The sequence below is a fragment of the Streptomyces sp. NPDC001020 genome (assembly GCF_053599115.1).
The window spans coordinates 99,172-124,411 of sequence record NZ_JBSFLQ010000005.1 but is presented as its reverse complement, the minus strand read 5'-3'; the positions used below and the strand labels follow the sequence as shown (position 1 = coordinate 124,411).

Sequence of the window (25,240 nt, the reverse complement as noted above, 5' to 3'; positions counted from 1 at the left end):
CGATGTCGCAGAGCGGAGACGCTACAGCGACTCCGGTCAGGTCTGTGCCATGTCCACGAAGCGGGAGTAGTGGCCCTGGAAGGCGACCGTGATCGTCGCCGTCGGACCGTTTCGGTGCTTGCCGACGATGATGTCCGCCTCGCCCGCGCGCGGCGACTCCTTCTCGTACGCATCCTCGCGGTGCAGCAGGATCACCATGTCGGCGTCCTGCTCGATCGAACCGGACTCACGCAGATCGGACACCATGGGCTTCTTGTCCGTGCGCTGTTCGGGTCCTCGGTTGAGCTGCGAAAGCGCGATCACTGGCAGCTCCAGCTCCTTGGCGAGCAGCTTGAGGTTCCGGGACATCTCGGAGACTTCCTGCTGTCGACTCTCGGACCGCTTCGAGCCCGACTGCATCAGCTGCAGATAGTCGATGACGACCAGCTTCAGGTCGTTGCGCTGTTTGAGACGGCGGCACTTGGCGCGGATCTCCATCATCGACAGGTTAGGCGAGTCGTCGATGTAGAGCGGAGCGGCCGACACGTCTGGCATGCGGCGCGCGAGCCGGGTCCAGTCCTCGTCCGTCATCGTGCCGGACCGCATGTGGTGCAGGGCTACCCGCGCCTCGGCGGACAGCAAGCGCATCGCGATCTCGTTGCGGCCCATTTCAAGCGAGAAGATCACACTCGGCAGGTTGTGCTTGATGGAGGCCGCCCGTGCGAAGTCCAGGGCCAGCGTCGACTTACCCATGGCGGGGCGGGCCGCGATGATGATCATCTGGCCGGGATGCAGACCGTTGGTGAGCTGGTCGAGATCGGTGAAGCCGGTCGGCACACCGGTCATCTCCCCCGACCGCGAGCCGATCGCCTCGATCTCGTCGAGCGCCCCCTCCATGATCTCGCTGAGCGGCAGATAGTCCTCGGCCGTGCGCTGTTCGGTGACCGCGAAGATCTCAGCCTGGGCGCCGTTGACGATCTCGTCAATGTCACCATCGGCGGCATACCCCATCTGGGTGATGCGCGTTCCTGCCTCGACCAGGCGGCGCAGCACCGCACGCTCGTGCACGATCTGTGCGTAGTACTCGGCGTTCGCCGCGGTCGGGACCGTCTGCACGAGGGTGTGCAGATACGAGGCTCCGCCGACCTTTGTGATCTCGCCACGCTTGGTCAGCTCGGCGGCAACCGTGATGGGGTCGGCCGGCTCGCCCTTCGCATACAGGTCGAGGATCGCCTGGTAGATCGTCTCGTGCGCAGGCCGGTAGAAGTCACGGCCCTTGAGGATCTCCACGACATCGGCGATCGCGTCTTTGGACAGGAGCATGCCACCGAGCACGGACTGCTCGGCGTCCAGGTCCTGCGGCGGGACTCGCTCGAAGGAGGAACCCGCCCCGTCCCATGACTCGCTGTCCCGGCCGCGGTCGTGCTGCTCGTCGCGGCTCCGGCCGCCATCGTGCCGCCGACGGGAGGCGGGCACACGATCAGTGGGACCGCTGTCGGCCCACGGATCGTCCAAGGGCTCGGAAATGCTCACCGGGCCGCCTCCTCCCGTCCGCCGCGCGGACTTCGCCGTGCACCTCGTTTCTAGGGCACGGCACTGACAAACTGAGAACCCCAGCTCCGTTTCAGACGCGTCGATTTCGCGCGTTCCGCAAGGACGCACGCGGAGCGGGCGCCGGACCACGTTAGGCCTGTCGGCACCGTCAGCCAATCTGGTTATCCACAGGGCATGTGGACGACGGCCCCTACACTGTGGACAACTCCACAAAACCTGTGCACGACACGGTGGACAGTCCTGTGAACAAGCCCTCAGCCACCTCGCTCGATCGACTCTGACCTGCTCTTTTCCCGTCCACTGGCTGTGCAGAAGAAAAACTTCCCCAGCCGGGTCAAGATCTTCGCGAACGGTACACAGCGCCGCGCCCCTACTGAGCCAGAGTAAGGGGCACTCACTGCTTGCATCTCTTACCTGTGGACGGCTATCTTGGCGGTCATGACCCAGGCTCCCGCGACACCCCGCGCCATCCGACGCCGACATGACCGGGAGATCGTCGCACTGGCCGTTCCGGCCTTCGGCGCACTCGTCGCAGAGCCCCTCTTCCTGATAGCCGACAGTGCGATCGTCGGCCATCTCGGCACCGCGCAACTGGCCGGTCTCGCCGTCGCCTCGGCGCTCCTGACCACCGCCGTAAGCGTCTTCGTCTTCCTGGCGTACGCCACCACGGCCGCAGTCGCGCGCAGGGTCGGCGCGGGCGATCTACGGGCCGCCATCCGCCAGGGCATGGACGGTGTCTGGCTGGCGCTGCTGCTCGGAGCGATGGTCATCGCCGTCGTCCTGCCCATGGCCCCCGAAATCGTGGACCTCTTCGGCGCCTCACAGTCCGCTGCCTCGTATGCGACGACGTATCTGCGGATCTCGGCACTCGGCATCCCCGCGATGCTCGTCGTCCTCGCTGCCACGGGTCTCCTGCGCGGCCTGCAGGACACGAGAACGCCGCTGTACGTCGCCGTCGCGGGCTTCGTGGCGAACGGTGCCCTCAACGCAGGCCTCGTCTACGGCGCCGGCCTGGGCATCGCCGGCTCCGCCTGGGGCACCGTCATCGCCCAGTGCGGCATGGCCGCCGTGTACCTGTACGTCGTCGTCCGTGGTGCCCGCCGCCACGGTGCGTCGCTGCGGCCGGACACGGCCGGGATACGGGCCTGTGCACAGGCGGGAGCACCGCTGCTGGTCCGTACGCTCTCGCTTCGAGCGATCCTGGTGATCGCCACCGCTGTCGCCGCTCGGCTCGGGGACGCGGACATCGCCGCGCACCAGATCATCCTGTCGCTGTGGAACCTGCTCGCCTTCGCCCTGGACGCGATTGCCATCGCCGGGCAGGCCATCATCGGGCGCTATCTCGGTGCGGACGACCCGCGGGGCGCCCGCGCGGCGTGTCACCGCATGGTGCAGTGGGGCTTCGTCGCTGGAGTCGTGCTCGGACTGCTGGTCCTCATGACCCGCCCACTGTTCCTGCCGCTGTTCACCGGTGACACGACCGTCCACCGTGCGGCCCTGCCCGCGCTGGTGCTCGTGGCTCTCGGGCAGCCCATCTGCGGCATCGTCTTCGTGCTGGACGGGGTCTTGATGGGAGCCGGGGACGGATCGTACCTGGCCTGGGCGATGGTGCTGACACTGGCGGTCTTCGCTCCCGTGGCCCTGCTCGTTCCGGTTCTCGGCGGCGGGCTGACCGCCGTCTGGGCAGCGATGACGCTGATGATGACCGTACGGATGCTCACGCTGTGGCTGCGCACCCGCTCGGGCCGTTGGGTCGTGACGGGCGCGACGCGCTGACCGAGCCGACGATCTCGCCTCCCCTCCGTGGTGTTTCACGTGAAACACCAGGGCGCGTGCATCAGCAGGCATGACTGCCTCCAGCGACAAAGAAGGGCCGCACCCCTGGGTGCGGCCCTTCTCTCAGCTGCTCAAGCCGAGCGCGGCATCAGGCCGCGATGACCTCGATGTTGACCTTGGCGGCAACCTCGGGGTGCAGACGCACGGACGTCTCGTGAGAGCCCAGCGTCTTGATCGGCGCGCCCAGCTCGATGCGGCGCTTGTCGACCTCGGGGCCACCGGAGGCCTTGATCGCCGAGGCGATGTCGGCCGGGGTGACGGAACCGAAGAGACGGCCGGCGTCGCCGGAGCGGACAGCCAGACGGACCTTCACGCCCTCGAGCTGGGCCTTGACCTGGTTGGCCTGCTCGATGGTCTGGATCTCGTGGATCTTGCGAGCCCGACGGATCTGCTCGACGTCCTTCTCGCCGCCCTTGGTCCAGCGGATAGCGAACTTCCGCGGGATCAGGTAGTTGCGAGCGTAACCGTCCTTGACGTCGACGACGTCGCCCGCGGCACCGAGGCCGGAAACCTCGTGGGTGAGGATGATCTTCATGAGTCGGTCACCCTTCCCTTAGCGCGCGGTGGACGTGTAGGGCAGCAGCGCCATCTCACGGCTGTTCTTGACGGCCGTGGCGACGTCACGCTGGTGCTGCGTGCAGTTGCCGGTCACGCGGCGGGCACGGATCTTGCCGCGGTCGGAAATGAACTTCCGCAGCATGTTCGTGTCCTTGTAGTCCACGTACGTGACCTTGTCCTTGCAGAAAGCGCAGACCTTCTTCTTCGGCTTGCGCACAGGCGGCTTCGCCATGGTGTTTCTCCTGTGTGATCAAGAAGTTTGGGATGCAACCCGCCCTTGACCCGGTCCGGACTCAAGGCCCGGCCCAAAGGTCTAGAAGGGGGGCTCGTCCGAGTAGCCGCCGCCACCGCCGGAGCCGGAGCCGCCGCCCCAGCCGCCACCGCCCTGGCCGCCGGCCGGAGCGCCGGTCGCCCACGGGTCGTCGGCCGGAGCGCCGCCGCCCTGCTGGCCGCCACCGGGGCCACCGCCCCAGCCGCCGCCCTGCTGGCCGCCACCGCCACCGCCGCCGTAACCGCCCTGGCCACCGCGGCCGGAGGTCTTGGTGACCTTGGCCGTGGCGTTGCGCAGGCTCGCGCCGACCTCGTCGACGTCGAGCTCGAAGACCGTGCGCTTGACGCCCTCCCGGTCCTCATAGGACCGCTGCTTCAGCCGGCCCTGCACGATGACGCGCATGCCTCGCTGGAGCGACTCGGCGACGTTCTCCGCCGCCTGACGCCAGACCGAGCAGGTCAGGAAGAGGCTCTCGCCGTCCTTCCACTCGTTCGTCTGGCGGTCGAAGGTGCGGGGAGTGGACGCGACGCGGAACTTCGCGACCGCCGCACCGGACGGGGTGAAGCGCAGCTCGGGGTCGTCGACAAGATTGCCGACGACCGTGATGACGGTCTCGCCTGCCATGGGGGAACCTCTCGGCGGGTTTGCTGCTGGCTGCTTGTGCTGCTACTCGAATCCCGTGATCCGCTGAGCGGAGGGCTCAGTGGGTCTCGGGGCGGAGGACCTTGGTCCGGAGGACCGACTCGTTCAGGTTCATCTGGCGGTCGAGCTCCTTGACGACCGCAGGCTCGGCCTGCAGGTCGATGACCGAGTAGATGCCCTCGGGCTTCTTCTTGATCTCGTACGAGAGACGACGACGGCCCCAGGTGTCGACCTTCTCGACCTTTCCGCCACCGTCACGGACGACAGAAAGGAAGTTCTCGATCAGCGGGGAGACAGCGCGCTCCTCGAGATCGGGGTCGAGGATGACCATCACCTCGTAGTGACGCATGTGGAACCCACCTCCTTTGGACTCAGCGGCCACGGTCGTTCCGTGGCAGGAGGGTTGTGATGCGTACGCAACGGTATCGGCCGCCACTGACAATCGAAGGCCAGTCGGCGGTTTCCCCGGCTCAGCCTGGGCAGACACCGGTGCAGACGGTACAGAGTACCCGCACACGAGCTTCCGGTTGAAATCCGGCCGTGAGGCCCGTCAATCTGTACACATCGGGTGTGTACGGCGCTACGATGCGCCGCCTTCCGCAGGAGGTGCCTATGGCACAGGTATTGCGACCCAACACCACCGGCTCTCTCTTCGCCACGGACGGCAAGGCCCATCCCCTCCAGACAACCCTGCTCGTGGTGACCCTGGTGCTGGGGGGAACGGCCTTCGTTACGGCGATGATCGGCGGCCTGCATCTGGTCAGCTCCTGGACCGGCCTGGTGGGGATCCTCACCGGCGCGTACGGACAACTCGTCTCCGCCACGACTCGTGAGCGCTTCGGATTGATCCTGGGGATCGGGGCCTCCGCCATCGGCTTCTTCCTCGGTATGGCCGACGGCGGCCTCTTCGGAGGGATCATCGGGGGCTGACTCGTGAGGTCGCCGGTCGGCCCAGGGGTCCGCCGGACGGCCTGACGGGCACGCAGGTTCCATACGGCCAGACGGGGCGCTCGCAGGGCGCAGTAGGCTTCGGCGCGAGAGCCGGAGCCCCTGTACCCATGGGGACACACCAGCCCGAGGAGCGCCCCGAATGAGCCTGACCCTGAGGACGATCAGCCGCGAGCAGCATCTGGCGTACATCCAGAGCCTGCCTGCGGCGAGCCACATGCAGGTTCCGGCCTGGGCAGACGTCAAGGCGGAGTGGCGCTCCGAGAACCTCGGCTGGTTCGACAAGAACGGCGAACTGGTGGGCGTCGGACTGGTGCTCTACCGCCAGTTGCCCAAGATCAAGCGCTATCTCGCCTACCTCCCCGAGGGCCCGGTCATCAACTGGTTCGCGCCGAACCTGGACGACTGGATCCAGCCCATGCTCGCGCACCTCAAGCAGCAGGGCGCCTTCTCCGTGAAGATGGGCCCGCCGGTGATCATCCGGCGCTGGGAGGCCGCCTCCATCAAGCAGGGCATCCAGAACCCGGACGTGAAGCGCCTGCGCGACATCGAAGCGGACGTCATCGAGCCGCGCGCCTTCGAGGTCGCCGACAAGCTGCGTCGCATGGGCTGGCAGCAGGGGGAGGACGGCGGCGCCGGCTTCGGCGACGTACAGCCCCGCTACGTCTACCAGGTGCCGCTCGCCAACCGCTCCCTGGAAGAGGTCCACAAGAACTTCAACCAGTTGTGGCGCCGCAACATCAAGAAGGCCGAGAAGGCCGGTGTAGAGGTGGTCCAGGGCGGTTACCACGACCTCGCGGAATGGCAGCGACTGTACGAGATCACGGCTGTGCGCGACCACTTCCGCCCCCGCCCGCTGTCGTACTTCCAGCGCATGTGGTCGGCCCTCAACAACGAGGACCCCAACCGCATGCGCCTCTACTTCGCCCGGCACAACGGAGTGAACCTGTCGGCGGCGACCATGCTGATCGTCGGCGGACACGTCTGGTACTCCTACGGCGCATCAGACAACATCGGCCGCGAGGTGCGGCCCTCGAACGCCATGCAGTGGCGGATGTTGCGCGACGCCTACGCGCTCGGCGCCACCGTCTACGACCTGCGCGGCATCTCCGACTCGCTGGACGAGACCGACCACCTCTTCGGTCTGATCCAGTTCAAGGTGGGCACGGGCGGGCAGGCCGCCGAGTACCTCGGCGAGTGGGACTTCCCGCTCAACAAGTTGCTCCACAAGGCGCTCGACATCTACATGTCCCGTCGCTGACCCGCCGGAGCCCCGTGCCAGGCCCGTCAGGCAGCCCGGTACCGCTCCGCCGGCCCGACGGATCCGTCACAATTTCCTCTCAGACCTCTGATACACCGCAGCCACAAGAAAGGTTCCGGGACCGGCCATGGCGCTCACGCTCTACGTCGACACCGCGCGCTGGCGGGCACACCACAAGCACGTGCAGGAGCAGTTCCCGGGACTCGTCCCGGTCTGCAAGGGCAATGGCTACGGCTTCGGCCACGAGCGGCTGGCGGAGGAGGCCACGCGTCTGGGCGCGGATGTCCTCGCCGTGGGCACGACGTACGAGGCGGCCCGCATCAAGGACTGGTTCAGCGGCGACCTGCTGGTGCTGACGCCGTTCCGCCGGGGCGAGGAACCAGTGCCGCTGCCCGACCGCGTCATCCGCTCGGTGTCGTCCATCGACGGTGTCTACGGTCTCGTGGGCGCCCGGGTGGTCATCGAGGTGATGTCCTCGATGAAGCGGCACGGCGTGAGCGAGCAGGAACTGGCACAGCTGCACGCCGCCATAGAGAACGTCCGCCTCGAGGGCTTCGCCATCCACCTGCCGCTGGACCGCACCGACGGCTCCGACGCCGTCGAGGAGGTCATCGGCTGGATGGACCGGCTGCGCGCGGCCCGGCTGCCGCTGCACACGATGTTCGTCAGCCACCTCAAGGCCGAGGAACTGGCCCGGCTCCAGCAACAGTTCCCGCAGACCCGCTTCCGCGCCCGCATCGGCACCCGGTTGTGGCTGGGGGACCACGAAGCCACCGAGTACCGCGGTGCTGTCCTGGACGTCACCCGCGTCTCTAAGGGTGACCGTTTCGGCTACCGGCAACAGAAGGCGGCTTCCGACGGGTTCCTGGTCGTCGTGGCGGGCGGAACGTCGCACGGCGTGGGCTTGGAGGCACCCAAAGCCCTGCACGGTGTCATGCCGCGCGCCAAGGGTGTCGCGCGGGCCGGCCTCGCAACGGTGAACCGGAACCTCTCGCCGTTCGTCTGGGCGGGCAAGCAACGCTGGTTCGCTGAGCCCCCGCACATGCAGGTCTCGATCCTCTTCGTCCCGGCGGAGGCCACCGAGCCGAAGGTCGGCGACGAACTGGTGGCCCATCTGCGTCACACCACCACGCAGTTCGACCGGCTCGTCGACTGCTGAGCCTGGGCGGAACACAAAGGCCGTACACAGCACCTGTGTACGGCCTTTGTGCAGCCCCCCTCTTGCTCCGTTCGCTCAGAGCGAACTGTTCCCCGTGGGCTCCGTGCTTCGGCTACCCCAGTCCACCTGCGGCCCGTCGACGTGTGCCGCGTGCCGCGGCGGATGAGCGGCCACCCCCAGGACGAAGGCGTCCGGCGCGCCGTCCAGCACCCCGCCGGACGGGTCGTCGTCACCGGCCCGGCGCACCGGGTCCCGTTCTGGCATGACGATGTCGCGTACGACGACGGCGCACAGGTAGAGCGTCCCCACCAGATGGATGGCGATGGCGACTTGGTACCCGTCTGTCGGCAGGCCCTTGTGGGCGTCTCCGCTGGTCGTGTACGCGAGGTACATCCAGATCCCCAGGAAGTACGCCACCTCGCAGGCCTGCCAGACCAGGAAGTCCCGCCAGCGCGGCCGAGCGAGCGCGGCCAGGGGAACCAGCCACAGCACGTACTGCGGCGAGTAGACCTTGTTGGTGAGGATGAACGCCGCGACGATCAGGAACGCGAGCTGCGCGAAGCGCGGGCGGCGCGGCGCGGTCAGTGTGAGCCCGGCGATACCGACGCAGACCCCCACCATCATGATCATTGCGCAGGTATTGGCCGTGTCCGAGGTGATCTCGACGTCGAACCAGCGCGAGACGAACAGGAAGACCGAGCCGAAGTCGACCCCCCGCTCCCTGCTGAAGCCGTAGAACTTCGCCCAGCCCTCGGGGGCGAGCAACATCACCGGCAGGTTGACGGCGAGCCATGCGCCCGCGGCGCCCAGCAAGGCGATCCCGTACTCCCGCCATTTGCCTGCTCGCCAGCACAGTACGAGGAGCGGTCCGAGCACCAGGAACGGATAGAACTTGGCAGCTGTGGCAAGCCCGACCAGAACGCCGAAGGCGAGAGCCCGGCCGCGCGACCACATCAGCATCGCGGCGGCCAGCAGGGCCACAGCGAGCAGGTCCCAGTTGATGGTGGCCGTCAACGCGAAGGCGGGTGCGAGGGCGGCCAGAAGGCCGTCCCAGGGGCGCCGACGGTGAGTGCGCGCGGTGCACACGGCGATGACCGCGGTACACACCATGAGCATCCCGGCATTGACCATCCAGTACGTCTGTTCACGGCCTTGGAGGGCACCGCTGCCCGGGGTGAGCCAGGAGGCGACCTCCATGAACACACCGGTGAGCACCGGGTACTCGAGGTAGTCCATGTCGCCGGGGAGCTTGTCGAAGTAGGGCACGAGCCCGTCGGCGAAACCGCGCCCCTGGTAGAGGTGCGGGATGTCCGAGTAGCAAGCGTGCGTGTACTGCGAGCCGGCGCCGAAGAACCAGCCGCTGTCGTAGCAGGGCAGCTTCTGGACCATCCCGAGGGCGAACATGCCGATCGCGACGAGCGCCACGATCCGCACAGGAGTCCACCAGGACGTGCCGAGCAGTGCCCGTCGCCCGATGGGGCCGCCGATCAGCTCGCTGCCAGCCGCTGCAACCTCGTCCTCTCTGGTCGGCCGCACGGAATCGGGGTCGTGCGCGCTCGCTCGCGTCGTCTCTGCACTGGACATGAGGCTCATCCTGCCGCATCCGCCCTGGGAAACACCGAGGGCCGCCATACCTGGTCGGTATGACGGCCCCTCTACGGCCGATGTTTCACGTGAAACGGATTGTTTCACGTGAAACACGCTCAGTGATGGCTACCCGCCACCCGGGAAGATCCCTCCAGTGCCGTTGCCGTTGCCGTTGCCGTTGCCATTGCCATTGCCCCGAGTGCCTCCCTGGTCGGCCGTCTCAGTGGGAGTGGGGGTCACACCGCCGGGTCCACCAGGCCCACCCGGTCCGCCAGCCCCACCGGGTCCGCCGTTACCACCGGCTCCGCCGTTGTCGTTGCCGCAGTTCCAGCCGAAGTAACCGCAGGTGTCACTCGGCGTCGGCGTAGGCGTGGGCGTGGGCGAGGTGAGCGTCTCGGTCGGCGTCGGGCTCGGTGTCGGGCTCGCCTCCTGGGTCTCGGTGGCCGACGGAGTCGGCGTCGGCGTGGGCCGGGCGTTGACGATTTCACCGATGGGCTGCGGGGCCGGGAACGCCTCCACCGGCATGCCCTGCATCGCCCCGGCCATGTAGTCGTGCCAGATCTCGGACGGGAACGAGGCACCGTGAATCTTCTTCTGGCCGCCCGTTCCGAACATCGACAGGAACTTGCGCTTCTTGTTGTTCTCGTTGTCGTCCAGCCGAAACATGCCGACCGAGGTGGACAGCTGCCGGGTGTAGCCAACGAACCACGCGGACTTGTTTCCGTCGGTGGTACCGGTCTTGCCGGCCACGTCACGGCCGGGCAGCCGGGCGTTTTTACCCGTGCCCTCCTCGACCACGGTCTTCAGAATGTCCGTGACGTTGTCGGCGACCAGCGAGGAGAAGGCCTGCTTGGGCTTGGCCTTGTGCATGAAGACCGTCCCGTCCTTGCTGGTGACCTTCTCGACGGAGTACGGCTCGTTCTGCTTGCCGCTGTTCGCGAAGGTGGCGTACGCGCCGGCCATGCGGATCGCGCTGGGGTCGGAGATACCGATGGAGAACGCCGGGAAGCTGGCACCTTCCAGCTGTTCGTCCTTCAGACCAGCCAGGGTCGCCGCTTCCTTGACCTTGTCCAGACCGACGTCCATGCCCAGTTGCACAAAGGCGGAGTTCACGGACTCCCTCATCGCCTCACGGAGGTCGATCTGGTAGTCCGGCGGAGAGCCCACCGACGCATTGCCGTCATTGGGCTGCAGCCACTCCTTGCCCTTCTCGTTCTTCCAGACGTCCCCGTTGTACAGCTTGATCTTGAGCCTGTTCTTGCCGCTGTACAGACTCTTGGGGGAGACGATGGTGCGCTCTTCCAGCGACTGGTCCGCCTCGAGATCGGGGTTACGGACACCCCAGTTCATCGCCGCCGCGAGCACGAACGGCTTGAACGTCGAACCGACCTGGGCGCCGGTCACGTCGGCGTTGTTGTTGAAGTGCTTGGTGGCGTCCTCACCGCCGTAGATGGCCTTGATGGCACCCGTCTTCGTGTCCACCGAGGCCCCGCCGAACTGGACGTGTGTGTCGTGCTCCGGATCTTCCTTGGGCTTGATGTTGGCCTTCCGGACCTTCTTGACCGCGGCCTCGAGCGCGTTGACCTTCTTCTTGTCGAAGGTCGTGTAGATCGAGTACCCACCCCGTTGCAGATCGAGGTCGGTGATATTCGTGTTGTGGATCAGGTACCCCTTGGCGAGGTCGACGAGATAGCCGACCTGGCCGCTCAGCCGGCCGTTCGACCGCGGGCTCTTGGTCTTGGGCAGGGTGGTGTACTTCTCCCGCACCTGGGTGCTCAGATGGCCGTACTCGACCATCTTGTTGAGAGTGTCCTGCATCTGCCGCAGGGCTCGCCGCTGGTTGTCTTCCGGTGTGGCGGCGGCGTTGACGGACGTCGCACCCGCCGGGTCGTAGAACACGGCGCCCTTGAGCATCGCTGCCAGGAAGGCGCACTCGCCCGGGTTGAGGTCAGTGGCGTCCTTGTCGAAATACGCGTGCGCGGCCGCCTGGAGGCCGTAGGCCCCGCGGCCATAGGGTGCGGAGTTCAGGTAGCCCTCCATGATCTTTTCCTTGGAGACCTTGGAGCTGACCTTGATCGAGACGAAGATCTCCTTGAACTTCCGCGAGATCGTCTGCGACCGGTCGTCCAGCATCGCGTTCTTGACGTACTGCTGGGTGATGGTGGAACCACCCTGTGTCTGACCGCCCGTGGCCATGTTGAAGAAGGCCCGCGCGATGCCCTTGGGGTCGATACCGCTGTCGGTCTCGAAGGTCTTGTTCTCCTGCGAGATGACGGCGTATCGCATGTCCTTGGGGATCTGGGAGTAGTTGATGATCTGGCGGTTGAACTCACTACCGGTAGCGACCATCTGGGAGCCGTCGGACCAGTAGTAGACGTTGTTCTGCGCGGTCGCGGTCTTGGCGAGGTCCGGGACGTTCACCATGGCGTACCCGATGCCCGCAACCGCCACGAGACTTCCTATGAAGCCGACGAACAGCGCCGTCACCAGCTTCCAGGAGGGCAACCAGCGTCCGACTCCGTACTTGCCCGCACGCGGGTAGTCGATGAAGCGCTTCTTGGCGGGAGGGGCGCCTCGCCCTCTGCCCTGCCCGCGACCGCGCCCCGCGCCGTCGGGCGCCCTGCGCCGGCCGCCTCCATTTCTCTGTGCCGCCCGCCGGGCCTCGGCACGGCCACCGTACGGGCGGTCCTCACCTCCGGCTCCGTAGGAATCGGCAGGTGACCCAGTGTCGCCTCGCGGTGCCGCACGGCGACCGGGGGATGTCGACTGTCCGCGTCGGGCCGCGGCACGTCCGCCTCCCTGCGGCTGTGGCGGTTTGCGACGGTGCTCGCTCATCGAACGATTACTCCTCGGGCAGGCGCATCCTCGCGCGCCTGGAAACGGCGGCTGGCTTCCGGTCCCCCCGACGTACGGATGCGGTCGCATCCGCATTCACCCGTACTGCACCGGGGACGAGGACGTTCCCAGGCGCCACTCCGGTTCCCGGTGGTGTGCATGGCGCACAGACTACGCACCGTCAAAGCGCACCTAGATCCGAACTTCACCTTAAAAAGGGCAACTTGCTTCCTACGAATCAGTGATGTGACCCCGTTCACCGTGTTCCCTCTTGTCGCACCCGGAGACGCGCTCTATCGTCTTGATGTATCGAGTCGATACATCAGCTCGACATAAAGACCGTGAGGACGAGACAGCAGCAGGAAGGAGGCGCACATGAACCGGCGTTCCGGGATCCTTGAGTTCGCCGTCCTCGGCCTGCTCCGTGAGTCCCCGATGCACGGCTACGAACTGCGCAAACGACTCAATACATCGCTGGGTGTTTTCCGCGCGTTCAGCTACGGGACGCTCTACCCGTGCCTCAAGACGCTGGTCGCCAACGGCTGGTTGATCGAGGAGTCGGGCAACACCACCGAGGACGCCCTCGCTGCCCCACTCACGGGGCGCCGCGCCAAAATCGTCTACCGGTTGACGGCGGAAGGTAAGGAACGCTTCGAGGAGCTGCTCTCACAGACAGGTCCTGACGCGTATGAGGACGAGCACTTCGCTGCTCGCTTCGCCTTCTTCGGACAGACCTCCCGCGACGTGCGCATGCGCGTACTGGAGGGCCGCCGTAGTCGGCTGGAGGAACGCCTGGAGAAGATGCGCGCCTCTCTGGCACGCACCCGGGAGCGCCTCGATGACTACACCCTCGAGCTCCAGCGCCACGGGATGGAGTCCGTGGAGCGCGAAGTGCGCTGGCTGAACGAGCTCATCGAGAGCGAGCGGGCCGGTCGGGACCTCAGGGGTTCCGCCGCCGACGACTCCGCTCGAAACAGCACATCTGGAGAGACGGGCGGCCTGCCCCGGCACCGGGACAGCACCCGGCCGGATCCGTCCGACGACACCACCGCGTGAGGTCCAGTCGGGGCTTCACCTCGCACACACAGGGAGCAACCGGAATGGGTTCGGTTCGCGTAGCCATCGTCGGCGTGGGCAACTGCGCCGCATCGCTGGTGCAGGGAGTCGAGTACTACAAGGACGCCGACCCGGCGTCCAAGGTCCCGGGCCTGATGCACGTCCAGTTCGGCGACTACCACGTCCGTGACGTCGAGTTCGTCGCCGCCTTCGACGTGGACGCCAAGAAGGTCGGACTCGACCTGGCCGACGCCATCGGCGCCTCGGAGAACAACACCATCAAGATCTGCGACGTCCCGTCCACCGGCGTGACGGTCCAGCGCGGCCACACCCTCGACGGTCTCGGTAAGTACTACCGCGAAACCATTGAGGAGTCCGCCGAGGCCCCGGTCGATGTCGTCCAGGTCCTGAAGGACAAGCAGGTCGACGTCCTCGTCTGCTACCTGCCCGTCGGCTCCGAGGACGCGGCGAAGTTCTACGCCCAGTGCGCCATCGACGCCAAGGTCGCCTTCGTCAACGCCCTTCCGGTCTTCATCGCCGGCACCAAGGAGTGGGCCGACAAGTTCACCGAGGCGGGCGTCCCGATCGTCGGTGACGACATCAAGTCGCAGGTCGGCGCCACCATCACGCACCGCGTCATGGCGAAGCTGTTCGAGGACCGGGGTGTCATCCTGGACCGCACGATGCAGCTGAACGTCGGCGGCAACATGGACTTCAAGAACATGCTCGAGCGTGAGCGCCTGGAGTCCAAGAAGATCTCCAAGACGCAGGCCGTCACCTCCCAGATCCCCGACCGGGACCTCGGCGAGAAGAACGTCCACATCGGCCCGTCCGACTACGTGGCCTGGCTGGACGACCGCAAGTGGGCCTACGTTCGCCTCGAGGGTCGCGCCTTCGGTGACGTCCCGCTGAACCTGGAGTACAAGCTCGAGGTCTGGGACTCCCCGAACTCCGCGGGCGTCATCATCGACGCCCTGCGCGCCGCGAAGATCGCCAAGGACCGCGGCATCGGCGGCCCGATCCTGTCGGCGTCGTCCTACTTCATGAAGTCCCCGCCGGTCCAGTACTTCGACGACGAGGCCCGTGAGAACGTCGAGAAGTTCATCAGCGGTGAGGTCGAGCGCTAGGACCATCGTTCCCTGGTCCTGACGGGTCCCCGGGCCGTGCGCCCGGGGACCCCACGCGTATGTGAGGCTGTGCCCCATGTCCGTCGTGCGTGATCTGCGCGTCCTCCTGCGCTTCCGGGGCTTCAGACGCCTACTCACCGTACGGCTGCTGTCCCAGGGGGCCGACGGCGTCTACCAGGTCGCACTCGCCACATACGTCGTCTTCTCACCGGAGAAGGAGACCTCGGCCACGGCCATCGCCTCCGCGATGGCCGTGCTGCTCCTGCCGTACTCCCTCATCGGTCCCTTCGCGGGCGTACTGCTGGATCGCTGGCGGCGCCGTCAGGTCTTTCTCTACGGCAACCTGCTGCGCACCCTGCTGGCCTGCGCGACGGCCGTCCTGATGGTGAGCCATGTCCCGAACTGGCTCTTCTACGTCTCCGCGCTGTGCGTCACCGCGGTCAACCGTTTCGTCCTCGCGGGACTGTCTGCGGCGCTGCCCCGGGTCGTCGACAGCGAACGTCTGGTGATGGCCAACTCGCTCTCCCCGACGGCCGGTACGCTCGCCGCGTCCGCGGGCGGCGGGCTCGCCTTCGCTGTGCGCCTGGTTGCCGCGGACTCCGACGCGCCGGTGGTGCTGCTGGGCGCGGTCTTGTATCTCGGCGCGGCCCTCATGTCGCTGAGCCTGGCACCGCAACTGCTGGGTCCCGATCCGGGGGCTGCGCCACCGCGGCTGGGTACGGCCCTCATCGGCACCACGCGCGACCTGGTGGCGGGCATACGGCATCTCGCGGAGCCTCCGCGACGGGAGGCCGCCTGGGCGCTCACCGCAATGACGCTGATGCGGTTCTGCTACGGCGCGCTGCTGGTTCTGGTGCTCATGCTGTGCCGGTACGCACTGTCCTCCACCCCGAGTCAGGGCCTCGCTCTGCTGGGGCTGGCGTTGGGGATCTCCGGTGCCGGCTTCTTCGCCGCGGCCGTGGTGACCCCGTGGGCAGTGGGGCGGCTCGGTCCCATTCGCTGGATCGCTGTGTGCGCCGCCGTCGCCGCGGTCCTGGAGCCCGCCCTCGGACTGCCGTTCGCCACCGCTCCCATGCTGGTCGCAGCATTCGTGCTGGGACTGATCACACAGGGCGCGAAGATCTCCACGGACACGATCGTCCAGTCCGCGGTCGACGACGGTTTCCGCGGCCGGATCTTCTCGGTCTACGACGTACTCTTCAACGTCGCATTCGTCGGCGCGGCCGGGGTCGCCGCCCTGATGCTGCCTCCTGACGGGCGCTCAACTCCGTTGGTCATCGCGGTCGCCGTCATCTACGCAGCGATTGCTGCGGCTATGTCCCGCTTCGAGCGCCAGTAAGTGTCACATCAGTGATACGGAGTCTCAGGGAGCTTCAGAGTTGTCAGTGCGGGCCGGTAGCTTACGGGCGTCTTATTTCGCGCCATGCGCATCCCGTTTGAGGGGGGACCTCCCAAAAGTGACCACTCCGCCGCCCCAGGGCCAGAATCCCTATGCCCAGCAGCCCACCGTGCCCGTGGGGCAGCAACCCGGCCAGCCGGGAGTTCCGCCGCAGCAGGCCGGCGGCCCCGGAGTACCTCCTCAGGCCCCCTATGCGCCGTTCCCCAACCAGGGTGCGCCCGCTCCGGTACCACCGCAGACCGAGCCGAGCAAGCGTTCCGGCAAGAAGGCGGTGCGTCTCATAGGCACGCTCGTCGTCGCCGTCATCGTCATCGGTCTGAAGTTCGGCGTGGGCTGGTACCTGAACCGCAATGACGCGGAGACCACGTCGGTGGGCGCCTGTATGCACAACGACGGTTCGAACTCCGATCCCAAGCTCAAGGAGGTCGACTGCTCGTCCGGCGACGCCCAGTACAAGGTCGTCGAGAAGTTCGACGGCAGCAAGGACATGGACAAGTGTGAGGGCGTCACGGGCGCACAGATCTCCTACGTCCAGTACGGCAACGGCCACGACGTGGTGCTTTGCCTGAAGGAAGCCAAGTAACACCTGGCTCTGCCCATGACGAAGGGGCGGTGTTTCACGTGAAACATCGCCCCTTCGCTGTTCCCGGGGCGATGTTTCATGTGAAACATCGCCCCGCTTTCGTCTTAGGAGCCCTGCTCGGTCCACCACTCCTTGAGCGCCGCCACCGCCGCCTCGTGCCCAATAGGACCGTGTTCCAAGCGAAGTTCCAGAAGGAACTTGTACGCCTGGCCGACGACAGGGCCAGGACGAACGCCGAGGATCTCCATGATCTCGTTGCCGTCCAGGTCGGGGCGGATCGCGTCCAGTTCCTCCTGCTCCTTCAGGTGGGCGATGCGCTTCTCCAGGCCGTCGTACGCGCGGGAGAGCGCCGCCGCCTTGCGCTTGTTGCGGGTCGTGCAGTCGGAGCGAGTCAGCTTGTGGAGGCGGTCGAGGAGCGGGCCCGCGTCACGGACGTAACGACGTACTGCGGAGTCCGTCCACTCACCCGTTCCATAGCCATGGAAGCGCAGATGGAGTTCGACCAGACGTGAGACGTCCTTCACCATGTCGTTGGAGTACTTCAGCGCTGTCATCCGCTTCTTGGTCATCTTGGCGCCCACCATCTCGTGGTGGTGGAAGGAGACCCGACCGTCCTTCTCGAAGCGGCGCGTCCTCGGCTTGCCGATGTCGTGCAGCAGTGCGGCAAGCCGCAGGGTCAGGTCGGGGCCGCCGGCCTCCAGCGCCATCGCCTGCTCCAGCACGATCAGCGTGTGGTCGTAGACGTCCTTGTGCCGGTGATGCTCGTCGCGCTCCAGCCGCAGCGCGGGGAGCTCCGGCAGAACATGGTCGGCGAGGCCGCTGTCGACCAGCAGCGTCAGTCCCTTGCGCGGATGCGCGGACAGGATCAGCTTGTTCAGTTCGTCCCGCACACGCTCAGCGGACACGATCTCAAGGCGGCCGGCCATTTCTTTCATGGCCGTGACGACCTCGGGAGCGACCTCGAAGTCCAGCTGAGCCGCGAAGCGTGCAGCTCGCATCATCCGCAGTGGGTCGTCCGAGAACGATTCCTCGGGGGTACTCGGCGTACGCAGAACCTGGGCGGCGAGATCACTGAGCCCACCGTGAGGGTCGATGAATTCCTTCTCGGGCAGCGTGACAGCCATCGCGTTGACCGTGAAGTCGCGACGGACCAGGTCCTCCTCGATGGAATCGCCGTACGAGACCTCGGGCTTGCGCGAGGTGCGATCGTAGGCCTCTGACCGGTAGGTCGTCACCTCGATCTGAAAGCGCTGAACAGCGTCCCCGACGCGTGCGTCCTTCTGAGCGGCGACGGTCCCGAAGGCGATCCCGACCTCCCACGTGGCGTCCGCCCACGGCCGCACGATCTTCAGGACGTCCTCGGGGCGGGCGTCGGTCGTGAAGTCCAGGTCGTTGCCGAGCCGGCCGAGGAGGGCGTCCCGCACCGAGCCGCCGACCAGGGCGAGCGAGAAGCCTGCGTCGCGGAAACGGCGGGCGAGGTCGTCAGCGACAGGTGACACCCGCAGCAGTTCCGTCACCGCGCGGTGCTGCACCTGACTCAGGGCACTGGGATTGTCTTCGTTGGCGTTCGGCACAACAGAAAAGGGTACGTGGCCCGGGCGAGGGTGGCCGCCTGCATTAAAAATGCACAAGCGCTCCGTACACGTTCATAAGCATGCCGTGTCTACCTTTCTCTCGATACGCGGAGATAAAGGACAGTCGTGCTTTCGGTTTCGATCTTGTGGTGCGGACCGCGGCACTTCCCCTTCGCGCGCATCGTTACGATGCGGGGACGCACATTCCGACGACCACTGACGACGAGGGACGGGCGAGCGCGTGGCCGAGGCGGCAGACTTCCAGGGGATGAGTCCCTCACCTGCCCGCCGGTGGCTGCGGCGCACCGGAGCACTGCTCGCGGGCGCGCCCCTGCTGGTCGGTCTGCTGCAGTTGCCCGCCGGCCCGGCAGCCCACGCCGCCGAGAAGGGCGCCGCGGTGGAGGCCGGTGGTTCCCGCACGGTCGCCGTCTCCGTCGACTCGCTCAGCCCCAGCATGCCGGGCGACGGCGACACGCTCACCGTCTCGGGGACGGTCACCAACAACAGCAAGCAGGTGATCACGGACGCTCATGTGGGCCTGCGGGTGGGTCCGCACCTGACCAGTCGCGGGTCCATCGACGACGCCGCCCGGCGCACCGGATACCTACCGGGTGTCGACGGCTCCGAGATCGGCGGCAAGTACGTCGATGACTTCGCCCGGCTCGCCCCGGGCGTCGCTCAGGACTTCAGCATCTCCGTGCCCGTCAAGGAGCTGGACCTGGGCTCCGACGGGGTCTACGAGCTCGGCGTCTCACTCTCCGGCCAGACCGCCGCGCAGCGCTACGAGCAGGTACTCGGCATCCAGCGGACGTTCCTGCCCTGGCAATCCGACGGCGCCACCACCAAGACCAAGACGGCATACCTTTGGCCGCTGATCTCCTCGGTCCACCTGGCTTCGGAAACCCTTCCCAACCACGAGCAGACGCCTGTCTTCCAGAACGACGACCTGGCCAAGGAGATCGCTCCCGGCGGCCGCCTCTCCCAGCTCCTGTCGTTGGGCAAGGACCTCGATGTCACTTGGGTGATCGACCCGGACTTGCTCGCCTCCGTGGACGCGATGACGCGCAGTTACAGCATCAAGGGGGACGGCGACTCCGTCACGGCGGGCAAGAACCAGGCAGTCGCCAAGCGATGGCTCTCCGATCTTGAGAAGACCGTGCGGAACAAGGAGGTCGTCGCCCTCCCCTTCGCCGACCCCGACCTGGCCTCGCTCGCTCACAACGGCAGGAAAGTCACCGGCTCCCTGAGTCATCTCAAGGACGCCACCGAGGTCGCCGCGAGCACCGTGGAAATCATTCTCCATGTGAAGCCCGCCACAGACTTCGCCTGGCCTGTGGACGGTGCGATCGATCCTTCGATCATCAAGGTCGCCACTTCCGCGGGCGCCGACAAGGTGATCGCCCGCAGCGACAGTCTCAAGGAGACGGGCGGCCTGTTCTACACGCCCACCGCGGCGCGCCCCATTGGCGCCGGTACCACGGCGGTGGTCGCGGATTACGGACTCTCGACCGCGTTCGAGGGCGACATGACCTCGGCCGGCAAGTCCACGCTCGCCGTACAGAAGTTCCTGGCCCAGAGCCTGATGATCAACCTGGAGGAACCGCAGAAGCAGCGCAGCATCGTGGTCGCGCCGCAGCGGATGCCGTCCGCCGGGCAAGCCCAGTCGATGGCGCACGCGCTCACCGCGCTCCAGAACAGCAGCTGGTCACGGTCGGAGGAGCTGTCCGCGGCCGTCAAGGCCAAGCCGGACCCGAATGCCACGACGAAGGTGCCCAGCGCGTCCGCCTACCCCTCCTCGCTGCGCAAGGTGCAACTGCCGCAATCGGCGTTCCAGCAGATCGAGGACACGCAGGAAAAGCTCGACAACCTCAAGGTGATCCTCACCGACCCCGCCCGGGTCGTCACCCCCTTCGGGCGGGCCATAAACCGCTCCATGTCCACCTCCTGGCGTGGGCGAGTCACTGAGGCGTCCACCTTCCGCCAAGGTGTGGAGTCGTACCTCGATGTGCTGGCCGACCGGGTCCGGCTGATCGAGAAGTCCGAGACGAAGCTCTCGGGCCGCAGTGCCACGATTCCCGTGACGGTGCAGAACAACCTCATGCAGGGGGTCAGCCACCTGGTGCTGCGCCTCACCTCGAAGCAGCCGACCCGGCTGAAGATCGGGGATGCGCCGTACAAGGAGCAGCCGATCACCATCGCGGGTGGGCACAGCCAGTCGGTGAAGTTCACCACAACGGCCAACGCCAACGGCCGGGCCGCTGTGGAGGCCCAGCTCTTCACGGAAGACGGCCAGGCCTACGGCCCCGCCGTCACCTTCGACGTGAACGTCACCGAGATCACGCCGACGGTGATGCTCGTCATCGCGGGTGGTGTCCTGCTGCTGGTGCTCGCCGGGTTCCGCATGTACACCCAGCGCAAGCGTGTGGCCGCTCGGCAGGCCGAGGAGGACCCGCAGGACCCGGACTCCACCCCCGACTCCACCCCGGAGGACGAGGGGCAGGACGAGGCCGCGGACGCTGCCGTAGACGCTGAGGACAGCGCAGATTCCGCGACCGCCCCCGGGAAGGCCGCGCAGGCCGGGGAAGAAGACCCGGACCACCCGAGTGACCCGGCACCGGACACCACACCGGAGAGCCCCGACCCGTCCGGCACGGGTGAGAAAGTGGACCGTTGAGCGATGTCGTGGCCGGTGGCCAGGGACGATGAGGTGGGGTAACCATGAACGCGCCGTACGACGGTGACCGCGGGCAGGACGCCGCGGGCAGCTCGGGCTACCCCGAGGGCCCGCCGCCGCACGGGCCCGGTCAAGCGCCGTGGCAGCCCCCGGCGGACGCGTTTGTCCAGGGAGCCTACGACCAGGACGCTTACCGGGCGCAGGATCTGTCCGCGCAGGATCCGGTGAATCCGGTGACCGAAGCGCGCTACGACCGTGCCGCGCACCCGCCACCGGCCCCGGACGGGTACCAGCCGCAGCAGCCGCTGTACGGGCAGCCGCCGACGCCCCAGTACGCCCCCGACCCACGGGTATGGGCCCAGCCACCGGCGCCCGAGCCAGCCGGTCCCACACAGCGCCTGCCGTACGGGGACGATCCCCGTACGACGCAGTTCGTGGGCGTCGACGACCTGATCACCCAGGCCGGTGAGGGGAACCACGAGCCGGACGCCTTCGCCCATCTCTTCCGGGACCAGCAGCAGGGCGGCGGGCAGCCCTACATGCAGTCGCCGTCCGTCCCTGGCCCGGCTCCCGTACCGGCTGCGGGTCAGGGTTCGGGGCCGTACGCCGACCCGGCCTACGCACCCGCGCCTCCGCCGGCCGGGGCGTCCGCTCCCGCACCTCCGTCGGCGGCCGACGCCGTAGCGGCCGCCGCTCCCGCGCCTGCGGCGAAGCAGGGTGGGCGTGCTTCAGGCCTGCTGAAGTCCAGTGCCGTGATGGCGGCGGGCACGATGGTCTCACGCCTCACTGGCTTCATCCGCTCCGCGCTGATCGTCTCCGCGCTGGGCGTCGGTCTGCTCGGTGACACCTTCCAGGTCGCCTACCAGCTGCCGACGATGATCTACATCCTCACCGTCGGTGGCGGCCTCAACTCCGTCTTCGTGCCACAACTCGTGCGGGCCATGAAGGAGGACGAGGACGGCGGCGAGGCGTACGCCAACCGGCTGCTGACCCTGGTCATGCTGGCACTGGGCGCGCTCACCGTCCTCGCGATCGTCGCAGCGCCGCTCCTGGTCCACCTGCTGTCCCCGTCAGTGGCGGCCGACCCGGCGGCCGACCAGGTCGGCATCACCTTCGTCCACTACTTCGTGCCCTCGATCTTCTTCATGGGCATCCATGTGGTCATGGGGCAGGTCCTCAACGCCCGCGGGAAGTTCGGCGCGATGATGTGGACCCCGGTCCTGAACAACATCGTCATCATCGTGACGCTGGGCATGTTCATCTGGGTCTACGGCACTGCGGCCGACTCCGGGATGAAGGTGTCGAGTATCCCGCCCGAAGGCCAGCGACTGCTCGGCATCGGCATCCTGCTGGGCCTCGTCGTCCAGGCTCTCGCGATGATCCCGTACCTGCGGGAAACCGGGTTCCGTCTTCGACTGCGCTTCGACTTCAAGGGCCACGGTCTCGGCAAGGCCGTGACGCTCGCCAAGTGGACCATCCTCTTCGTCCTCGCCAACCAGGCCGGCGCGATTGTCGTCACGCAGCTCTCCACCGCGGCGGGCAAGCACTCCCCGGTCGACGGCACCGGTTTCTCCGCCTATGCCAATGCTCAGCTGATCTGGGGTCTCCCGCAGGCGATCATCACCGTCTCCCTCATGGCGGCCCTGCTGCCGCGCATCTCGCGCTCGGCCGCCGAGGACGACGGCGGTGCCGTCCGCGACGACATCTCCCAGGGGCTGCGCACGACCGCGGTCGCGATCGTGCCGGTCGCCTTCGGATTCGTCTCGCTCGGTATCCCGATGTGCACCCTGATCTTCGGGTCCTCCGGCACCAGCGAGGCCACCAACATGGGCTACATGCTGATGGCATTCGGCCTCGGCCTCATCCCGTACTCCGTGCAGTACGTCGTGCTTCGCGCCTTCTATGCCTACGAGGACACCCGCACTCCCTTCTACAACACGGTGATCGTGGCCGCCGTGAACGCGGGTGTCTCGGCCCTCTGCTACTTCATGCTCCCGGCCCGCTGGGCCGTGATCGGCATGGCAGGCGCGTACGGCGTCGCGTACGCGACCGGCGTCGGTGTCGCCTGGGCCCGGCTCCGCAAGCGGCTGGGAGGCGACCTGGACGGCACCCGCGTGCTGCGCACATACGCGCGGCTCGGGATCGCGTCGGTACCGGCAGCTCTGCTGAGCGGGGCGGCCTGCTACGGAATCGGTCACACGCTGGGCCAGGGCGTCGGCGGCTCGTTCGCCGCCCTGCTCGGCGGTGGCGCCATCCTCCTCGGTGTCTTCTACGTCGCCGCACGGAAGATGCGCATCGAGGAGCTCAACTCAATGGTCGGCATGGTCCGCGGGCGACTGGGGCGCTGAGGCGGGGGTAGGCGCACAACCATCGTCCGCCGCCGCGTGTCGTGCATAGCGGCGGACTGTGGGCACAATTGGTTTCTGCGTCGGAGCACGCAATGGATGGGGAGGCAGGAACGACGGTGGCGGAACGGAGTAGGGCTGCCGTCGACGTGGCAGACAACAGCGGCAACGAGCCGCTGACCGCCCAGGCGGACCAGTCCACGTCCGACGGGGTGGCCCAGAACCGGGAGCGGGAAACGGACAGCGACGAGACGGGGAGCGGCGGGCCCGAGCGGCCCGAGAAGGCCTCATCGCCCGAGCTGCACAGCGGCCACAAGCTCGCCAGACGCTACCGCCTCGAAGAGTGCGTCACCCGTCTGGACGGATTCAGCAGCTGGCGTGCGGTGGACGAGAAACTCCGCCGCGCTGTCGGGGTGCACCTCCTGCCGGCGAACCACGCGCGGGCCCGTTCGGTGCTGGCCGCGGCCCGTTCGTCCGCGCTGCTCGGTGATCCCCGCTTCGTGCAGGTTCTTGACGCAGTCGAGGAGGACGACCTTGTCTATGTCGTCCACGAGTGGCTGCCCGACGCCGCCGAGTTGACCACGCTGCTCGCTTCCGGACCGCTGGAGGCCCACGACGCCTACCAGATGGTCACCCAGGTCTCTCAGGCGATGGCCGCCGCCCACCGTGAGGGCCTCTCCCATCTGCGTCTGAATCCCGGCACCGTCTTGCGCACCTCCTCGGGTCAGTGGCGCATCCGCGGCCTTGCCGTGAACGCCGCGCTGCGCGGCACCAGCTCCGACACCCCGCAGCGCACGGACACGGAGTCCATCGGCGCGCTCCTGTACGCCGCCCTCACCCAGCGCTGGCCGTACGAGAGCGACGCCTACGGCATGTCCGGGCTGCCCAAGGGCGTGGGGCTGATCGCTCCCGACCAGGTGCGCGCCGGCGTCCACCGTGGTCTGTCCGAGCTGGCCATGCGCGCGCTCGCCAACGACGGCGCCACCGCCTCCCGCCATGAATCCCCGTGCACCACGCCCGAGGAGCTGGTGAAGGCTATCGGCGAGATGCCCCGCATCCGCCCGCCGGAGCCCACGTTCACCGCGCCGCCCGAGTACCAGCGCACGACGTACCAGCAGGGCACATACGGCCGTCCCGCGCCCCACTCGGGTGTCACACAGCCGGTGCCGACCCCGCCGCCGCCGCTGCAGAGCCGTACCGGCAAGGCCCTCAAGTGGGCCGTCTCGGCGCTGCTCATCGCCGCGCTCGGCCTCGGCAGCTGGCAGCTGGCGGAAGCACTCATGGACCAGGGCAAGAAGTCGGACGACACGAACCAGACACAGACGACAAACGGCAACGACAAGCCAGGCGACAAGAAGAAGCCGCCCACCACTCTCAAGATCCACGGCGCGCAGGAGTACGTCGCGAAGGGCGACGCCCAGCACCCCGGTGACGTCGCCAAGACGTACGACGGCGACAGCTCGACGTACTGGCGTACCGCCAGCTACAAGGAAGGGCCGGACTTGAACCCGGTCTACAAGCCCGGCGTCGGCATCGTCTACGACCTCGGCTCGGAACAGGAGGTCTCCAGCGCTTCCATAGGGCTCCTGTTCGGCAACGACCACACGACCGTCACGCTGTACGCGACGGATTCGATGAGCTCGTCGGTGCCGCTGTCCTCGATGACGAAACTGGGGTCCGTGACGACGACCGGCACCACCGCGCAGGTCAAGGTCGCCAAGCCGAAGAAGAGCCGGTATGTGCTGATGTGGTTCACCGCGCTGCCGTACGCGAACGACGATGGCTACAGTGGCGCGGGCTACAAGCAAGCCGTCACCGACGTGAAGTTCACGGGCTGAGCACACGCCGAGGG

Annotated in this window: 19 protein-coding genes; 11 read left to right on the top strand and 8 right to left on the bottom strand. The window is 67.2% G+C overall.

The genetic code is table 11. The annotated features are described in order from the left end of the window. Positions 1 to 36: 36 nt before the first annotated feature. Positions 37 to 1,512, bottom strand: a complete 1,476-nt coding sequence (gene dnaB / locus ACWDEX_RS06185; protein WP_450462019.1) for a replicative DNA helicase — start codon at positions 1,510 to 1,512, stop codon at positions 37 to 39. Between the two features lie 459 nt (positions 1,513 to 1,971). Here dnaB and ACWDEX_RS06180 point away from each other — a divergent pair, with 459 nt between their 5' ends. Further along, positions 1,972 to 3,309 (top strand): MATE family efflux transporter, encoded by a 1,338-nt coding sequence (locus ACWDEX_RS06180; RefSeq protein WP_450462018.1) that lies wholly within the window; start codon positions 1,972 to 1,974, stop codon positions 3,307 to 3,309. A gap of 148 nt (positions 3,310 to 3,457) precedes the next feature. Here the strand turns inward: ACWDEX_RS06180 and rplI are convergent, their stop codons facing one another. From rplI to rpsF, 4 genes are all read right to left on the bottom strand, one after another. Continuing rightward, the gene (rplI, locus tag ACWDEX_RS06175) at positions 3,458 to 3,904 is read right to left on the bottom strand and encodes a 50S ribosomal protein L9 (RefSeq protein WP_450462017.1); all 447 of its coding nucleotides are present in this window, start codon (positions 3,902 to 3,904) and stop codon (positions 3,458 to 3,460) included. An 18-nt stretch (positions 3,905 to 3,922) separates the two neighbouring features. After that, on the bottom strand, positions 3,923 to 4,159 hold the full coding sequence (rpsR, locus tag ACWDEX_RS06170) for a 30S ribosomal protein S18 (protein WP_003949403.1): 237 nt from the start codon (positions 4,157 to 4,159) through the stop codon (positions 3,923 to 3,925). 81 nt (positions 4,160 to 4,240) lie between these two features. Further along, positions 4,241 to 4,822, bottom strand: a complete 582-nt coding sequence (locus ACWDEX_RS06165) for a single-stranded DNA-binding protein (RefSeq protein ID WP_450462016.1) — start codon at positions 4,820 to 4,822, stop codon at positions 4,241 to 4,243. Positions 4,823 to 4,898: 76 nt separating this feature from the next. Then, entirely contained in the window at positions 4,899 to 5,189 is a 291-nt protein-coding gene (gene rpsF / locus ACWDEX_RS06160; RefSeq protein WP_004985983.1) for a 30S ribosomal protein S6, read from the bottom strand. Between the two features lie 263 nt (positions 5,190 to 5,452). On the opposite strand from rpsF, the gene ACWDEX_RS06155 reads away from it, so the two are divergent. The 3 genes from ACWDEX_RS06155 to ACWDEX_RS06145 all read left to right on the top strand — a co-directional run bounded on the left by ACWDEX_RS06155 (position 5,453) and on the right by ACWDEX_RS06145 (position 8,208). Beyond that, positions 5,453 to 5,770 (top strand): hypothetical protein, encoded by a 318-nt coding sequence (locus tag ACWDEX_RS06155; protein WP_450462015.1) that lies wholly within the window; start codon positions 5,453 to 5,455, stop codon positions 5,768 to 5,770. A 160-nt stretch (positions 5,771 to 5,930) separates the two neighbouring features. Further along, entirely contained in the window at positions 5,931 to 7,049 is a 1,119-nt protein-coding gene (gene femX, locus ACWDEX_RS06150) for a peptidoglycan bridge formation glycyltransferase FemX (RefSeq protein WP_450462014.1), read from the top strand. A 127-nt stretch (positions 7,050 to 7,176) separates the two neighbouring features. Next, entirely contained in the window at positions 7,177 to 8,208 is a 1,032-nt protein-coding gene (locus ACWDEX_RS06145) for an alanine racemase (RefSeq protein WP_450462013.1), read from the top strand. A 75-nt stretch (positions 8,209 to 8,283) separates the two neighbouring features. On the opposite strand, the gene ACWDEX_RS06140 is transcribed toward ACWDEX_RS06145, so the two are convergent. Both ACWDEX_RS06140 and ACWDEX_RS06135 read right to left on the bottom strand, forming a co-directional pair. Further along, positions 8,284 to 9,792, bottom strand: coding sequence for a glycosyltransferase family 87 protein (locus ACWDEX_RS06140; protein WP_450462012.1), 1,509 nt, complete (start codon positions 9,790 to 9,792; stop codon positions 8,284 to 8,286). A gap of 129 nt (positions 9,793 to 9,921) precedes the next feature. Next, a complete protein-coding gene (locus ACWDEX_RS06135) occupies positions 9,922 to 12,630 on the bottom strand; it encodes a transglycosylase domain-containing protein (protein ID WP_450462011.1) in 2,709 nt (902 codons plus the stop codon). A gap of 375 nt (positions 12,631 to 13,005) precedes the next feature. Here ACWDEX_RS06135 and ACWDEX_RS06130 point away from each other — a divergent pair, with 375 nt between their 5' ends. From ACWDEX_RS06130 to ACWDEX_RS06115, 4 genes are all read left to right on the top strand, one after another. Further along, a complete protein-coding gene (locus ACWDEX_RS06130; protein ID WP_450462010.1) occupies positions 13,006 to 13,686 on the top strand; it encodes a PadR family transcriptional regulator in 681 nt (226 codons plus the stop codon). 44 nt (positions 13,687 to 13,730) lie between these two features. After that, positions 13,731 to 14,813, top strand: coding sequence for an inositol-3-phosphate synthase (locus tag ACWDEX_RS06125; protein ID WP_450462008.1), 1,083 nt, complete (start codon positions 13,731 to 13,733; stop codon positions 14,811 to 14,813). A 76-nt stretch (positions 14,814 to 14,889) separates the two neighbouring features. Next, on the top strand, positions 14,890 to 16,152 hold the full coding sequence (locus tag ACWDEX_RS06120) for an MFS transporter (RefSeq protein WP_450462007.1): 1,263 nt from the start codon (positions 14,890 to 14,892) through the stop codon (positions 16,150 to 16,152). 118 nt (positions 16,153 to 16,270) lie between these two features. Further along, positions 16,271 to 16,795, top strand: coding sequence for an LppU/SCO3897 family protein (locus ACWDEX_RS06115; RefSeq protein ID WP_450462006.1), 525 nt, complete (start codon positions 16,271 to 16,273; stop codon positions 16,793 to 16,795). A gap of 104 nt (positions 16,796 to 16,899) precedes the next feature. Here the strand turns inward: ACWDEX_RS06115 and ACWDEX_RS06110 are convergent, their stop codons facing one another. Then, positions 16,900 to 18,369: a CCA tRNA nucleotidyltransferase gene (locus ACWDEX_RS06110; protein WP_450462005.1), complete on the bottom strand. Its 1,470-nt coding sequence runs from the start codon at positions 18,367 to 18,369 to the stop codon at positions 16,900 to 16,902. A 241-nt stretch (positions 18,370 to 18,610) separates the two neighbouring features. Here ACWDEX_RS06110 and ACWDEX_RS06105 point away from each other — a divergent pair, with 241 nt between their 5' ends. From ACWDEX_RS06105 to ACWDEX_RS06095, 3 genes are all read left to right on the top strand, one after another. Beyond that, positions 18,611 to 21,043, top strand: a complete 2,433-nt coding sequence (locus ACWDEX_RS06105; RefSeq protein ID WP_450462004.1) for a DUF6049 family protein — start codon at positions 18,611 to 18,613, stop codon at positions 21,041 to 21,043. Between the two features lie 44 nt (positions 21,044 to 21,087). Further along, positions 21,088 to 23,391 carry a murein biosynthesis integral membrane protein MurJ gene (gene murJ / locus ACWDEX_RS06100; protein WP_450462003.1) on the top strand — a complete coding sequence of 768 codons (2,304 nt, stop codon included), beginning with the start codon at positions 21,088 to 21,090 and terminating at the stop codon, positions 23,389 to 23,391. Between the two features lie 116 nt (positions 23,392 to 23,507). Then, the gene (locus ACWDEX_RS06095; protein ID WP_450462001.1) at positions 23,508 to 25,226 is read left to right on the top strand and encodes a protein kinase family protein; all 1,719 of its coding nucleotides are present in this window, start codon (positions 23,508 to 23,510) and stop codon (positions 25,224 to 25,226) included. The last annotated feature ends 14 nt before the right edge of the window (positions 25,227 to 25,240 follow it).